At 63.0% G+C, this 15,167-nt stretch carries 9 protein-coding genes; all 9 read right to left on the bottom strand.

Going from position 1 to position 15,167, the window contains the following annotated elements; genetic code table 11:
• Nucleotides 1-56: 56 nt before the first annotated feature.
• Entirely contained in the window at nucleotides 57-1,640 is a 1,584-nt protein-coding gene (locus OMP40_RS03985; protein WP_277529339.1) for a response regulator transcription factor, read from the bottom strand.
• A complete protein-coding gene (locus tag OMP40_RS03980) occupies nucleotides 1,640-3,532 on the bottom strand; it encodes a cache domain-containing sensor histidine kinase (RefSeq protein WP_277529337.1) in 1,893 nt (630 codons plus the stop codon). The genes OMP40_RS03985 and OMP40_RS03980 overlap by 1 nt, the downstream gene beginning before the upstream one ends.
• Nucleotides 3,533-3,630: 98 nt before the next feature.
• Complete coding sequence (locus OMP40_RS03975; protein ID WP_277529335.1) at nucleotides 3,631-5,367, bottom strand: type 2 periplasmic-binding domain-containing protein; 1,737 nt, start codon at nucleotides 5,365-5,367, stop codon at nucleotides 3,631-3,633.
• A gap of 87 nt (nucleotides 5,368-5,454) precedes the next feature.
• Complete coding sequence (locus OMP40_RS03970; protein WP_277529333.1) at nucleotides 5,455-6,345, bottom strand: carbohydrate ABC transporter permease; 891 nt, start codon at nucleotides 6,343-6,345, stop codon at nucleotides 5,455-5,457.
• Nucleotides 6,346-6,362: 17 nt separating this feature from the next.
• Nucleotides 6,363-7,334: an ABC transporter permease gene (locus OMP40_RS03965; protein WP_277529331.1), complete on the bottom strand. Its 972-nt coding sequence runs from the start codon at nucleotides 7,332-7,334 to the stop codon at nucleotides 6,363-6,365.
• A gap of 900 nt (nucleotides 7,335-8,234) precedes the next feature.
• Nucleotides 8,235-10,664 carry a glucosidase family protein gene (locus OMP40_RS03960; protein WP_277529329.1) on the bottom strand — a complete coding sequence of 810 codons (2,430 nt, stop codon included), beginning with the start codon at nucleotides 10,662-10,664 and terminating at the stop codon, nucleotides 8,235-8,237.
• 31 nt (nucleotides 10,665-10,695) lie between these two features.
• A complete protein-coding gene (locus OMP40_RS03955) occupies nucleotides 10,696-10,959 on the bottom strand; it encodes a hypothetical protein (RefSeq protein WP_277529328.1) in 264 nt (87 codons plus the stop codon).
• Nucleotides 10,956-12,158: an alpha-L-fucosidase gene (locus OMP40_RS03950; RefSeq protein WP_338131035.1), complete on the bottom strand. Its 1,203-nt coding sequence runs from the start codon at nucleotides 12,156-12,158 to the stop codon at nucleotides 10,956-10,958. The genes OMP40_RS03955 and OMP40_RS03950 overlap by 4 nt, the downstream gene beginning before the upstream one ends.
• A 998-nt stretch (nucleotides 12,159-13,156) precedes the next feature.
• A complete protein-coding gene (locus OMP40_RS03945; protein ID WP_277529326.1) occupies nucleotides 13,157-15,109 on the bottom strand; it encodes a glycoside hydrolase family 2 protein in 1,953 nt (650 codons plus the stop codon).
• Between the last annotated feature and the right edge of the window lie 58 nt (nucleotides 15,110-15,167).

Here is a 15,167-nt window from a genome sequence, read left to right as displayed (position 1 = left end):
CGTATGCCATCGACAAAAATCGGAATAAGGCAAATCAAGACGGTAAATAGCTTGTTTTACGATCCTGCGGGCTCGGCGCCGCCGGAACCAGGCTTCGCCACGGCCTGCCGCCGCGCGCGGTATTCCGACGCCGGGACGCCCTCCAGCTCCCGGAAGACGCGGTTGAACTGCTTCGCGTTTTCGAAGCCGACGCGCTGGCAGATCTCGAATATTTTGTCGTCCGTCCGCGCGAGCAGCGCCTTGGCCTTCTCGATCCGCACGGATTTTACGTAAGAGACGAAGCTCTGGCCCGTGAATTCCTTGAAAAGCTCGCTGAAGTACGAATAATTCAGCGACACGTGATTGGACACCGTGGCCATGTTCAGATCCTCCGCATAATGCGCCTCGATATAAGCGACCGCCTTCCGCATCTCCCGGTTGTCACCGAGCGTCGAACGAACCGTCCGGACATATTCGTTCAGCCGGAACAGCAGGTTTTCGGCCTCGTGAAAATACTCGTGAATGTCCGAGAAATGGTAGATGCTTCCCACTCGCTTATACTGGCGCAATATTTCAAGCGACGCTTCGCCGTACGCGCGGAACACGTCGTCGAACACCGTCTCGTTCAGCAGCTTGCTGAGCCGCTCCAAATAGTCGAGCGACACCTCCGAGACCTTCTTCAAATCGAACAGCCGCATCAGGACCGCCTTCATGTCGGCCTCGCGGTCCGTCCCGATCATATTGGCGAGCCTCCGCATGTCGTCGACCGGCAGCTCCGGCGCGTCCTTCCTGTCCATGACGCTCTCGTAGCGGATGATCGACGAGCTGCAGCGCGGCTGCAGCAAACTGTAGCCCGCGGCGCGCCGGGCTTCGGCATAGGCGGCGCGAACGTCCTCGAGCCGCTCCTTCATCCGGCTGAGTCCGATATGATAGGCGGAGGAGACGCTCTTTTCCTTCAAATGAAGCATGAGCCGGTCGAACAGCGCCGCTTCGTCGGTCAATACGATCAGGCAGCCGTCCTGATCCTCCAGATGGAAGACCGCGCGCCCGTCCGCGCCGCGCGCAAGAAACTCCTGCGCGAGCACGTTCTGCCCGCGGTCGCCGGCGAACCGGAGCGCGCCGACCCAATAAGCCGGCTCCAGGCACTCCAGCCCCGCGGACCGGCAGCGCGCCGCGGCGTCCGCCGGATCGATGGCGGGATGCACGAATAGATAGTGCAGTTGGGCCGCCCGCAGCTCTTCGCGGACCCGGTCGGCTTCCCCAAGCCGGCTCTCCGCTTCCGCGGCGCGGCCGAGCTCCGCCTCCACCCGGTCCAGAATGCCGTACATCTCTTCCCGGACGATCGGCTTCAGCAGGTACTCCCGCACGTGGAATTTGATCGCTTCCTTCGCGTACTGGAAGTCGTCGTGACCGCTCAGGATGATGACGGCGGTATTCGGGGACAGTTCCGCCACATGCCGGATGAGCGCCAAGCCGTCCATCTCGGGCATGCGAATGTCCGTGATCAGAATGTCGATCCGACCGCCCCGGATGACGTCCAGCGCCTCCGCCCCGTCGGCGGCCAGCGACACGTCGTACCGGTCCCGGTACCGGCGCTCGATCATGGCCTTCAGACCCGCGCGTATGTTTTTCTCGTCGTCGACGATGAGCAGCGTTCGCATCAGCCTGCGCCTCCCGTCAAAATAAAGTATGGAATCCGTATGACGACGCGCGTGTAGGCGCCTTCCTCGCTTTCCGCCGCGAGGCCGTACTCCTTGCCGTAATAGAGCTGAATGCGCTGATGCACGTTGCGCAGCCCGATGCCGCCCCCTTCCCGCCAGGCGTCCGCCCCGGCCGCCGCCGCGCCGGGAGGCTCCGTCGAATCAAGCGCGATCGACCGGTTGAGCTGCGCGACGCGGTCCGCCGGCATGCCGCGGCCGTCGTCGCGGACGGCGAGCAGCAGCGTCCCCTCGCGCGCCTCCGCCTCAATGCGGATCGTCAGCCCCTCCATGGACGACGCGCGCAGCCCGTGCTTGACCGCGTTTTCCACGATCGGCTGCAGCGACATCTTGAGCAGCTCCTGGTCGAGCAGGGCGGCCGGGATGTCGAGCGCGAGACGGATTCTGTTCTCGTAACGGATGTTCATGATGGCGATATAGTTGGTGATATGCGCGACCTCGTCGCGCAGCCGGACGTATTCGCTCGTCCACTTCAGGTTGTAGCGCATCAGTCCGCCCAGCGAAGTGAGGGCGTCCGAGATCGGATATTGGCCCTCCACCTCCGCCATCATCTTGATATTTTCGAGCGTATTGTAAAGGAAATGCGAGTCGATCTGGTTCTTGAGCGACCGCAGCTCGGTCTCCTTGGACGCCGCCTTCTTGTTCACCGCGTCCGCGATCAGCTCGTTGATCTTGCGCAGCATCTTGCGGAAGTGATGGGCCAGTTCGCCGACCTCGCCGCCGCCTCGGACCGTCAGGTCGAATCCGAAGTCGCCCTGGCGCACCCGCTTCATCGAATCGGTCAGAATATGCAGCTTTTTCAAAATAAACGAATTGAGCGCATACGTCGCGATGCTCAGAATCGCGATCAGGATGACGTTGGCCGCGATGAGGCGATCGCGCGTCTGCCTCGCGCTGTCCAGCACGCGCTGCAGCGAGACGACGTTGATCATCCGGGCACCCAGCGGCTCGATCTCGCGGGAGACGGCCAGGAACGGCTGGCCGCCGAGCGTCAGGCGGAAGCTATCCGATTGCTGCTCCCCGGGATTCAGCGCGACGGCGAGCTCTTCCGGCGACACGCCGGTCGCCGCCAGCAGCTTCTGCTGCGGGTTGTAGAACAGATGTCCCTGCGAATCCGAGATGACCAGCTGGGACATGTCGTCCGCGCTGCTGCCGAACGTCTTGGGGAAGAAGCTGGTCATCAGCATGTCGACCTCGAGTATGCCGGCGTGAACGCCCAGCGGGTACATGATCTCCTTCAGAAAAGCGACCTTCGGCTGACCGGCCGGCGCGTTCTCGAATATCATCTTGAACGGATCCGGGTCGTTCGGCGTCAAGCTCCACGCGGTTCGATCCTCCGAAGCGGTCAGGCCGCCGAACCACGGCTCCTTCGCGACCCGCTCTTCGTCCGCGAATACCGGATAGATCTCGTTGATCCGCTTGTTGTCGAAATAGATGCGGATGTGCGCGATATTCGGATTGTTGGACTGAAGCCGGCCGAGCGCCGGAACGACCGTCGTGCTGAAGTCGATCAGCTCGGCGGTATCCGGATCCGTCGACCGGGAGATGTAATCGAGTACCTCCTGGTCCGCCAGGCTGAGGTCGGCCGCGCGCCTGATCGTCTCGATGTTGTTGTCGATATTAAGCCGCTCGATCTCGAGCGTGTTTTCGTTTTTCCGCTCCATCTCGTCGATCGCGCTGCCCGCGAACTGCCTGAACAGCAGCAGCGAGATCAGGACGCTCGGAATAAGAAGGATGATCACGTACGCCAGTATCAGCCGCGTCTGCAGCGACCATTGCTCCTGCCGCTCGGCCAGCCTTCGAATCGTTTTTTTCCAAAATGTCCGCATCCGCATGCCGTCACTTCCGTTTGCCGTCGTATTCGGAGCATGGCCCGAAAAACTCCAAAAAGGACATGCCGTCCCGAAAGGGACGACAGTCCTTGGTCAAAGCCTTACTTCATGAAATCCGCGAGCTTCTTGACGTTCTCCTCGAACTTCTTCTGGCGGAACGCCTGCATGGCGTCGTACCCCGCCTTGGCGCGATCGTCCTTGAACTGCTGCAGCACCTTGTCGAACTCCGCGTCCGACTTCGCCAGCAGCAGCTTCGGCAGCGCCTTGCTCCAGAGCGTGTCGATCTTCGTCTTGGTGATGCCCTCCGGAGACGTGGCCGGCGGATCGATCAGGTCGTACTGCGAATAGCTGACCGTCTTGCCCCGGGTCCAATCCTCCATCTGCTTCGCCGGCTCGACGCTCGGCGGCGCCCACTGCAGGTTCATGTTCGTATCCATCAGCATCCAGAACGTGTACGACGAGCCGTATTTTTTATCGAAAGAAGTACGGTCGGACTGCATGAGCTGCAGCGCCTCCGGCTTGAACTGGTCTTTGCCGTCGATCGTATCATACGAGACGCCTTTCTCGCCAAGGTACAGATCCTTCTGTCCTTCTTCGCTGATCAGATAGCTGAGGAACTTGATGGCGCGCGCCTTGTCCTTGACGTCCTTCGAGATGAGCGTGACCGTCCAGCCGGAGATCGAAGGCCCCGCCAGCTTCGGCGGATCCTGGTTCGCGTTGGCCGGACCGTCGACCGCGATATAGACCGAGTTCGGGTCCTTGGCGTACAGCACGTTCTCCTGGGCGGCCAGGTCGGAGCGCTGATAGATCATCGCGAAGTAGCGGCCCTGCGCGATCTTCTCCTCCATCTGCGTGCGTTTGTCGATGAAAATATCTTTGGCGAGCAGGCCGTCCTGGTTCGCCTGGCGGAAAACCTTGAGCCAATTCACGTACGCCTCGTTGTCGACGAGCGCGTACTTGTCGTTCAGCTTGCCGTCGACGTCGCGCGGAATGGCCAGGAAGTCGGCCAGGTAATCCTCGAGCGAATAGTTGCCCGTCGGCGTGAATTCGTGCAGCCCGAGCGGGATAAGCGGCTGGCCGTTCACGTCCTTGAACTTCTCCTTCGCGGCCTTGAGCGCGGCGAGGAAGCCTTCCGGCGTCCGCATGTCCGGCTTGCCCAACGCCTCGTACATGTCCTTGCGGACGAGGAACGTCTGGTTAGAAGTAAAATTCGTGCCGTACGTCTCGTAATCCTTCGGCGAGGACGACGCGTTCGGGTAGCCGTACACATTGCCGTCCGGCTGCGTGTACCAGCTCAGCTTGGCGGGGTCGGCGACCTTGAAGAAGTACGGGTCGTATTCCTTGGCCAGCTCGTTGAGCGGCAGCACGAGCCCGCCCTCCTGCATTTTTTTGACCGCGTCCTCGTACCAGCCGAGCGTGATGAAGTCCGGCAGTTTGCCCGAAGCGATCATCGTGTTCATCTTCTCGTTCTCGTTGCCTGCCGGTACGATAAAGTTGATGTTGACGCCCGTCTTCTTCGTGACGTACTGGGAGGTCGGATCGACGCCCCACTTGTTCGGGAACCAGGAGAAGTTCAGATACCAGTCGAACGTAATCGGCTTGGCGGCGTCGGCCTGCCAGCCCGGCGCTTCGGATGACGCAACGCCGCCGGTCTCCGTACTCGCGGAGGCGGTGGCGGAAGCCGAAGGCGCGCTGGCGGAGGGGCTTGCGCTGCCTGAAGCCGGGGCGCTCGAGCTCGCCTGGCCTTCATTGTTGCCGCCGGCGCAGGCCGACAGCGAGAACGTCAGCGCGAGCAGCAGCGTGGAGGCGATCGTTTTGTTGGATACGCGTTTGTTCATGTTCGTTCCCCTTTGCTTTTCAGATAGACAGTCTTCTATGTGGAAAATCGTGGTTGCCCTCATTGAATGGAAGGGAGGCTCCGCGGTTCAGCCCTTGATCGATCCGATCATGAGCCCCTTCACGAAGTACCGCTGCAAAAACGGATACGCGAGCACGATCGGCAGCGTCGTGACGACCATCGTCGCCATTTTCACCGAATTGGACGTGACGGACTTCGTGATGCCGCCCGCCGCCGCCGTCACCATCCGGCTCGTATCGTTCTGCGCGACGACGCGGTACAGGAACGTCTGGATCGGCTGCAGCTCGGTGTTCTGCGTGATGTAGATGACACCCGCGAAGTAGTCGTTCCACTGCCACACCCCGTGGAAGAGGGCGATCGTCGCGACGACCGGCAGCGAGACCGGGATGACGACCCGAAGGAACAGCACCAGATCGTTGGCGCCGTCGATCTTGGCGGCCTCCTCGAGTCCTTGCGGCAGCTCGCGGAAAAACGAGACGAAAATAATCAGGTCGAAAAAGCTGAACATGGCCGGGATGATATAGACGAAAAAGTTGTCCAGCAGCTGCAGGTCGCGGATGAGCAGGAAGGTCGGGATGAGCCCGCCGTTGAAGATCATCGTGACCGTGCCGAGAATCATGTACAGATTGCGTCCGATGAGCTCCCGCCGGGAGAACGCGTAGGCGACCATCGCCGTGAAAAACACGTGCAGGACGGTGCCGACGAGCGTCTTGGCGACCGTGATCCCCATCGCGGTCACGATGCCGGGATTGTCGACGACGGCCGCGTAGTTGTCCAGGGTGAACGCCCGGGGCAGCCAGTAGATGCCGCCGCGCATCGCGTCCTGCCCGCTGTTCAGCGAGTTGACGAGGACGTACCAGACGGGGTAGATCGTCACGAAGCAGATGGCCAGCATAAGCAGGACGTTGACGCCGTCGAAGACGGCCTCGCCTCTCGTTCTTCTTTTTAATGCGAACATGGTTGCCCTCCCTTCGGTCAGAACAGCGTGGATTGGTTCATGCGCTTCAGGACGCCGTTCGCGCCGAGTAGCAGGCCGAGCGTGATGACGGACTTGATCAGGCCGACGGCGGTCGCGTAGGAATAGCGGGATTGGGAGATTCCCGTCTGGTACACGAAGATATCGATGACGTTGCTCGTGCTGTCGTTGAGCGCGTTGCGCATGACGAAAATCTGGTCGAAGTTGGAGTTCAGGAGGCCGCTGACCGCCAGAATGAACAGGATCGAGATCGTGCCGGCGATGCCGGGCAGCGTCACGTATCGCATTTTCTGAAAGCGTCCGGCGCCGTCGATCGTCGCCGCCTCGTACATTTCCGGAGACACGCTCGCCATCGCCGCCAGATAGATGATCGCCGACCACCCAAGCTCCTTCCAAATGTCCGAGCTGACCGCGATCGTCCAGAAGTAGCCCGGACTGGCCAGGTAGTCGACCGGATCGCGGATGAGACCGAGCGCCAGCAGCACCTTGTTGATGACGCCCACGTCCGACAGCCATGTCGTCAGAATGCCGCCCAGGATGACCCAGGACAGGAAGTGCGGCAGGTACGAGATCGTCTGCACGGCCTTCTTGAAGCGGACCGACCGGAGCTCGTTCAGGAAGAGGGCGAACAGGATCGGCAGCGGGAACCCGACGATCAGCTTGAGCAGGCTGATGCCGATCGTATTGCGGATGACGCCCGGCAGCTGTTCGTCCGAGAAAAATTCGCGGAAATGCGTCAGCCCCACCCAGGGCGCCTCGCCGACCGACTTGATGATGTTGTACTCCTTGAACGCGATGATAAGCCCGTACATCGGGATGTAGTTGAACACGAGCATCCAGACTGCGCCGAGCAAGGCCATCGCTTGGAGGTAGCGCTGGGCGAGCAGCTTCCTGACCCATCCGGCCGCCCCGCCCCGGCGCGCGCGCGCCTGCGTCCGCTGCGCTTCCAGCGCCTCCGCCCGGGCATCCATACGATCGACCTCCTGTCTTTTTTGAAGCGATGTAAGTGTTTTCATCTGTTTGTATTGTACGATCCCCCGCGCGAGGTTGGGTAGGTTCGATATTTCGTATCGCGGCCCGGTTTTTCGGAAGTTGCGCGATTCGGCGGCGCGGCGGCGCTGGACAGCGTTTCCGGGCGGGGCTGCGGCGTATTCCGAGGCAAGCGGCGCTGGACAGCGTTATCGGGCGGGGCTGCGGCGTATTCCGAGGCGAAGCGGCGCTGGACAGCGTTTCCGGGCGGGGCTGCGGCGTATTCCGAGGCTAAGCGGCGCTGAACGGCGTTATCGGGGCGGGTCTGCGGCGTATTCCGAGGCGAAGCGGCGCTGGACAGCGTTTCCGGGCGGGCTGCGGCGTATTCCGAGGCGAAGCGGCGCTGGACAGCGTTTCCGGGCGGGGCTGCGGCGTATTCCGAGGCGAAGCGGCGCTGGACAGCGTTTCCGGGCGGAGCTGCGGCGTATTCCGAGGCCGATATGCGGCGATATGGAATCGTGAATAAACGCCAAGCCCGCGGGTTTGGCGTTTTTGCGCTCGCCGCCTATCAAATAGCTGTTGAAACGCAGTTAATTTCCTCGATCACGACGTCCTTGGACAATTAAGTGTTGAAACGCAATTAATTATTCGCTTTCGGACGTTTTGACCCGGTTTTGAACCAAATAAATGCGTTTGAACACTTATTTCCTCAGATGCCTCGGGTAGCGCGCCGATTAACTGCTTTTGAACACTTATCGCCTTCTCCTCCCGGCTCATCCTTCTGAAGTTCAGCGCCAGTCGCGCTTGCTCTCTCCCTCCAAATCAGCCTTTCTGCTTAAAACAAGCGCCGGTACTATTAATCATTAAAAAAAGGACTGCCGCAGCGGCAGTCCTTGGTGCGTTTATTGATTCGTAAGACGCATTGCCGGCCCGATCGGGCTCGCGCCGCCTTCGGGCGGCCGGCTGATATGGATGGTTCGAGGCTCGCCGGGCTTGCAGCGCAGCTCGATCGTCGCCGTCCGGCTGCCCGAGTCGTATTCGCAGGAAGCTTCGCGATCGTCGACGCAGACGTCGGGAGCGGCGTCCGACAGCACCGTCAGTCTCGCGGTGCCCGCTCCGCTAACGACGGCCGAGAGGTACGAAGGTCCGTAAGCATACTCCCGCAGCGCCAATCCCGTCGCCCGGGCGATGTACAGTGAATGCAGCGGCTGCGCGGTCCTGCGTACCCGAATCGTGAGCTCGTCCGCACCGTTCAGCAGATCGGACGGAATTTTGCAGGTCCCTTCAATGCGCGTATCGCCGACATCGACGTACTCGACGTACGGCCCCGAGCCGCGCATCTCGAGATGAAGCCTTTTGCCCCGGTAATGCAATCCCCGCAGCGTCAGCTCTTCGCCGGAATAGGGATGGATCTGGATGCCGCCGGCATCGATATCGACCCCGACGACCCCATGAACCGCCGCCTGGTACCAACCACGCATGCTGTACGCTTGCCAGGAGCCCTTAAGCGAATTCCAGCGATCCAGCTCCGGTTCCGTCGTCTCGACATACAACGGGATGCCCTCGGGACAGGTCAGCCGACGCGCCCAGTACTCGACCCAGCCGATCCAGCGATCGATCGGCTCCCTGCGGTCGAATGCGTTGATCAGGCGCATGAAGTACTCTCCGGTCACCGGCCACCAGCATTGCAATTGGTTCGCATCGCGATCGTACGCGCCGTCCCACGGCGGGATCTCCCGCAGACCGGAGGGACTCACGATATGATCAAGGAAAAACTGCAGACTACGTTCATGCGCGCCTGCAAGCAGCTCCCGGCAGTATCCGTTTTCCCATTTGACCGCGTTGGCGTTGAAGGAATTCCGGCGGGCAAGCGAATCCGCATCGACCGAGCTGACGATGAAGCCGCGGGAGGGATCGAAGAACAGCGGCAGAAAATGCCGCTCGGTCCGGCGGAAAAGGGCTCCCGCCAGCGTCTCCGTAGGTTCGTCCCCCGTAAGCGCGGCGAGGTATTCCATCGAACGCGAAGCGCAGTAGAATATCGTGTTGTTCATCCCGCTCAGATCGCGGCCGGTCTCCTGCATGAAGACGGGAAAGTCCGGAAAAAGCGAGGTGCCTTCGCATAGTCCGGTATCCCCGACTTCCAGCGCAGCGATTCTCCGGTACAAGCCCGCCGCGAACGGATAATGCCGGGCGACGACATCCAAATCCCCGGTCATCGCGTAGTATTGCTGGAGCAGCGTAATGTACATACCCTGCGCAGGCAAGGCGCTGACGCCGATGACCGACAGATCGTACCCGTAGGCATGCGCGATGCCCCGCTCCGGATCGGCCGTCTCCTCGTAAAACCGCAGCATATCGGCGATAAAGGCCGCGTCTCCCCAGTACATCGTGGCGTCGTTGCTGGTCAGACCGTCCCAGCCCCACACCCAATATTCGTTCGTCTTCGCTTTGATCGCGCCCGGTACCGAGCGGACCTTGCAGGCCTCGTGGTACATCGGCAGCAGGCTCATATATTCGTTCAGCGCGGGATAAGGACTGTCCAGCACGGGCGAGGCATCGGCCACCGCGCGGTAGCGGGCGAACTGCCTGCCGATCGCCTCGTCGGACGCGGCGTCCAGCGCGGACTCGTCGCCAAGCGAGATCGCGAAGCGGTACGTGCGGCCCGCCTGCAGCGGCTGCGCGCCGGACAACGTATACTTGACGTTGACCGGCGTGGCGGCGACGCGGAGCGGGAAGTCCGCCTCGATCGAGACCTGCTGCCGCGATTCGCCGCGATGCTCTTCAAGGGACGCGGAATCGTGCGGCCGTTCGGAAAAACCGCCGATAAAGGCATTCTTCGCATCGTCGAAACGCCAATCGTCCCATGTGCGTCTCGCGCCTCTAGGCGCGAAGCGCGGGTCTTCGGCATCGCTGGGCGTCAGCGCGAAATGCTTGTAAAACGCCAGCTTCAAGGTGAGGTCCTCCGGCAGCCCTTCGGGCGTACGCAGCTCAAAAACGATTCGCTCTTCCACCGCCATCACGCGGAGCCCGAGCAGGCTGTCGAACAGCCGCCACTCGGCCTCGATGCCGAACGGCCATACGCGCACCTGCCGCAGCTCCGGCAGATAATTCCGCAGATCGCGTTCAATGAATAGACGGAAGCCGTGCCAGTGCCGCTGCAGAAACAGCGTCGTATTGCCGAATCGCTGCGCGGGATGGCAGTAATCCACCTGCGTGATGCCCCTATCGTCCATCTGAAAGGACAGTCTGCCGTCGGAAAACCAGCGCGGGGATTCGGGCAATCCGCATTCGCTGAGAATAACGCCTCGGTCGACGGTATAAGCGGCAGTCAATCGTCATCACTCCTCGCAAAATATGCGCCCGTCATTCGCAGCGAATCTCCGCGATGCGCGCGTGATCGAGTCCGTTCGTCTCCAGCTCGGACAGCCGAAGCCGGGTGACGCCGGTCAGCTCCGTATCGAAGCTTACCCAGCGCGGCCGCGACGCCGGACGGACCGCCGCCCGCCACGACGAGCTGCGCCCGCAGCTTCGTCCGCGCGCGCAGCTCCGCCGCCCCCTCCGCTCCTTGCGCTGCCACTGCAGCCGGCGCGCCTCGGTCCGATCCGCCGATGGCTGGTCTTCGCTCATTCCATTCTCCCTTTTCTATCGTGGAAAACGCCATATACGGCCAGACTGCGAATCATCGGCAACGCATCCGCCTCAAGTACGCGCAGCCTGACGGCGATCGCCGTCGCCGGCGTGAACTCGTCGATCTTCTTGTGCCCGATCGCGCTCCCGCGCGCCAGCTCCGCCCACCCGCCGTCTTCGGTCAGCGCCTCCAGCACGTACGAGCGAATACGTTCGCCGTACGAGAGATCCTCGGCGACGATCGCGTGATCGAACCGAAGCGGTCCGTCGAATGCCAGCAGCGTCTCGTAACCTCCGGCGCCTCCGGACCATTCGGCCAACGGCCGGCCGAAGCGCCTGCGCATCTCGTCGAACAGACGGATGGCGGCCTGCGCGTCCGCTTCCGGAATGCGTCCGCGATCGTCCGGCGCCAGGTTCATGAGCAGATTGCAGCCGTGACCGACCGACCGATAGTAGATGTCGATCAGCTCGTCGTCGGTATACAGATTGCGCTCGCCGCCCTCGTGCCAGAACCAGGACCGTTTGCGGATCGGCACATCGCATTCGGCGGGCACCCAGCGCGGCGTCTCCGGCAGCCAGGTGAGCATATCCTTGGTGAACATGCTCGTGCGCGCTTCGGAGGCCGCGTTCCAGCACGGGTAAGGCGCGACGCCGTCCTCGTTGCCGACCCACCGAATCGTCGGCACGCCCATGTTGAACCGCATGGCCTCCGGATGATGCCGCTCCACCAGACCGATGATGCGCCGCCAATCGTACGCGCGGCCTTCCGAGCCCGCGCCGTCGAACCAGACCTCGACCAGCGGACCGTAGCCCGTCAGCAGCTCTTCGAGCTGCTCCGCATAAAAGTCGTCGTACGCCTCTTTGTCGGCGTAGCAGGGTTCATGCCGGTCCCACGGCGACAGATAAATACCGAAGCCGATCCCCGCCTCCCGGCAGGCGTCCGCAACTTCCCGAACGACATCGCCTTCTCCATTCCGCCAGGGACTCGACTTGACCGAGTAATCCGTCGTCCGGGTCGGCCACAGACAGAAGCCGTCATGATGCTTCGCCGTCAGGATCAAATACTTGAAGCCCGCGCGCACGGCCACGTCCGTCCACTGGCGGGCGTCGAACGCGGACGGGTTGAAATGCGCCGGGGAATCGGTGCCGTCTCCCCATTCGTTGCCCGTGAACGTATTGTTGCCGAAGTGGCAGAACATCCCGAGCTCCCAGTCCTGCCAGCGCAGCTGGGCCCGGCTCGGTATCGGAAGCGCATTCGCATTCGTCGTCATTGTCCGAATCCCTCCTCTATCGTTCGTCCGGCATGCCGCAGCAGCCGGGTCAGCAAATATTCGCCCGCGGGGTCGTCGAACAGCCGAAGCGAACATACGGTGAGCGCCGTTCCGTCCACGTCGGCCCGCAGCAGATAGGCGCGCTCCTCCGTTGCGATATGGCGAACGACCCACTTCTTCTGCACGTTCCGGGCGTTCGGATCCTGCAGGACGACCGAATTCGATTCGTCGGTCTGCAGCCGGGGGACGGAGCGGATGAGCGTCCGGCAAGGCGCACCGACGTCTTTGGCGACCGCCTGGACGCGCAGCGGATCGGCGTCCTGAATCATGCCGTAGAAATGCGCGTCGCACCAGCCGTCGTGCGGAAAATCGCCCAGAACGGGATCCGCATGCACGAGCGTGGCGATGTTCCCCCCGGTCCCATCCCGCGCGGAAGCTCGTGAATTGGCGATGATACGGGAAAGCCGTCGCGCCCGGCGGATGCATCGGCGGCAGCCAGTCGGCCGGCAGCGAGCCGCCGTCCAGCAGCAGCGCGGGTACGCCGCGCGCCAGAAACAAGCGGCACGTCTCGTCCAGCCGGTCCGTCACATAGATCGACGGACGGACGAGATCGAGCGACGCCGCAGCGTCCGGCCCCGTCCAGGAACGGCAGCCGCGCAGCATCGAGTCGTAATCCGCGAGCTGCACGGCCCCGGGCACGCGCGCGCGGAAATGCAGGCCGAACGCCCGGTCGGCGAAGTCGCAGACGACCAAGTCCCGCAGCTTCTCCCGTCGCGACGGGAACGCCCAGAACGGCCAGGAGTTGGCGGCCAACTCACGCTCTCCCGACTCTCCCGACTCTCCCGCCTCTCCCGTCTCCAGCACCCGAACGAAAAGCGTCAGCTCTTCCGGCTTCAAGACGTCGGGCAGCGCCGCCTCGATCGCGCCTACCGGACCGTTCGCGCCGTCCGGGCAGCCGATCCCTTCGAGGCGACCGGCCAGCAGCTCCGCCCCGTCGCCGGCGGCCATGCGCCATTCGAGCGCGGCGGAGCGGACATCTCGACCTGAATAATTAGACAGATGGATACCGAGCGAAATCCAAGCTCCGCCTCGCAGCGTGCGCCCTTCGTAATCCCGGTCGATGAGCACGGCCAGCGGCGCATTGCAGCCTTCGCGATAGACCGCCGGGTCTGCATCGCCTCGCAAGCCCATGTCGTCCGCGAGTCCGGCATTGCGGTTGCCGTGGCGGAAAAACGTCCACATGACGTAGCCGTCCATGCCGGGCTGCCGCCTCGCCATCTCGATGGACGTGCGCGTGCAAAGCCGGCTGAGCGCTCTGGAGCTCCGGACGACGGCATCCTCCAGCTCCGCCATGCCGGCGGCAGCCAGCGCCTCGCCGCCTCGTTTCCCGAACGAGGCGGCGTACCCGTCCGGCGGGTAGAGCGCCTCCTCCCGCGGATCGGGCCAAACGCCGAACTTGCCGTATTCGTGCACGATCGCCGGCTTCCCCCGACGCCAGACGGTCCAGGCAGCCGCCACGGAATCCGGCTGAGACCGTCGTACGCGAGCCTGAATTCGTGCCCCCACAGATGCGGACTCTCCGCGTCGTTCGGCAGATCGGGCAGCTCTCCCTGCATGCCGAAGGCGATCATCCCGATGTGGTCCGGCGCATGCCGCTTGATGATTCTGTAGCCGGTCTCCGCCCGCTCGCGGTCTTCCTGCCGGTGCACCATGAGCTGGCTGCCTTCGTTGCCGAGACAGTAGACGGCGAGCGACGGATGATTGCGCGTCTGCACGACGTGCGCGGCCAGCACGTCCGCCGCTTCGGCAAAAGGAAACGTCCCGCCGAAGTTCGAGACGAGCCCGATCTCCGACGCGAGCAGGATGCCGAGCTCGTCGGCGATTTCCAGCTCTTCCGGGGTTGGCGTGTAGGTGTGGCAGCGGAAAAAGTTGAAGCCGTGTTCGCGCAGCGAAGTCCAGCGCTGCCGAATGATGGCGCGATCCGTCAGCGGACTGATCGTCGGCGAGAAGTATTCCTGGCCGGTGCCGCGCGCGAGGAAGGGCCGGCCGTTCAGCTTGAGCGCCGATCCCTCGGCGCTCAAGTCGCGCAAGCCGAAGCGCTCTTTGCGAACGTCTACCGGTCGCGTTCCGTCGTTCAGCGCCACAGAAGCAAGATAGAGCGCCGGCGCTTCGCAGCTCCACCGGTCGGCATCCGGCATGTCTACGGTCAGCGCAAACGCCGCCGACCCGCCCGGGCCGACTTCGACCGCTTCGCCCGATGCCGTCCATGCGTTCCCGGACGCCGAAGCCGTCTCCTCCTCTCGCCACGCCGCCACGCTTGCCGCCGGCGCCAGCAGGGCCGGCGCCGCGCTGTCGTTGTAAATACAGCCCGATACCGCAAGCCGCCCGTTCGCCGCGTCCGGACGAAGCCATAGCTCCTCGATGCGGACCGCTCCAGCCGTCTCGATCTCGACCGATCGGTACAGTCCGGACCAGAACACTTCGCCGAAGCGAAGCCCGCCAAGCAGCCCGATATCCTCCTCGACGATGGCCGCGGTGACCCGGGCCGACTGCCCGGACCGCACCATCCCGGTTATATTCCACTTTGCGCTGACGGGCGCGTAGGCGTGGTAGCCGACATACGTGCCGTTCACCCAGAGATGGGCGGCGGGAGCGATGCCTCCGCATTTCAGCCACAATTGCCGCCCGTCCGTCAGCTCGGGCACCTCGAAGTCCGTCTCCAGCCAAGCCGTCCCGAGATAGGCGTTCGGCATGCCGACGACCGACGGGTAAAGCGCCTCCTCTCCCAGCTCCTTGACCTTCTGAATGCAGCCCGGCACCTCGCAATGCCAGTCTCCCCCGCAGCGGCCGCGACGCCCATCCTTCGGCCAATCCCGCATTGGCGGGGTCCAGCTTCAGGCGCCAACGGCCGTCCAGCGAACGTACCGTTCTGTAATC

Origin of the sequence: Cohnella rhizosphaerae (assembly GCF_029525575.1) — a bacterium.
GTDB classification, from domain to species: Bacteria; Bacillota; Bacilli; order Paenibacillales; family Paenibacillaceae; genus Cohnella; species Cohnella rhizosphaerae.
This window is presented reverse-complemented; position numbering and strand designations above follow the sequence as displayed.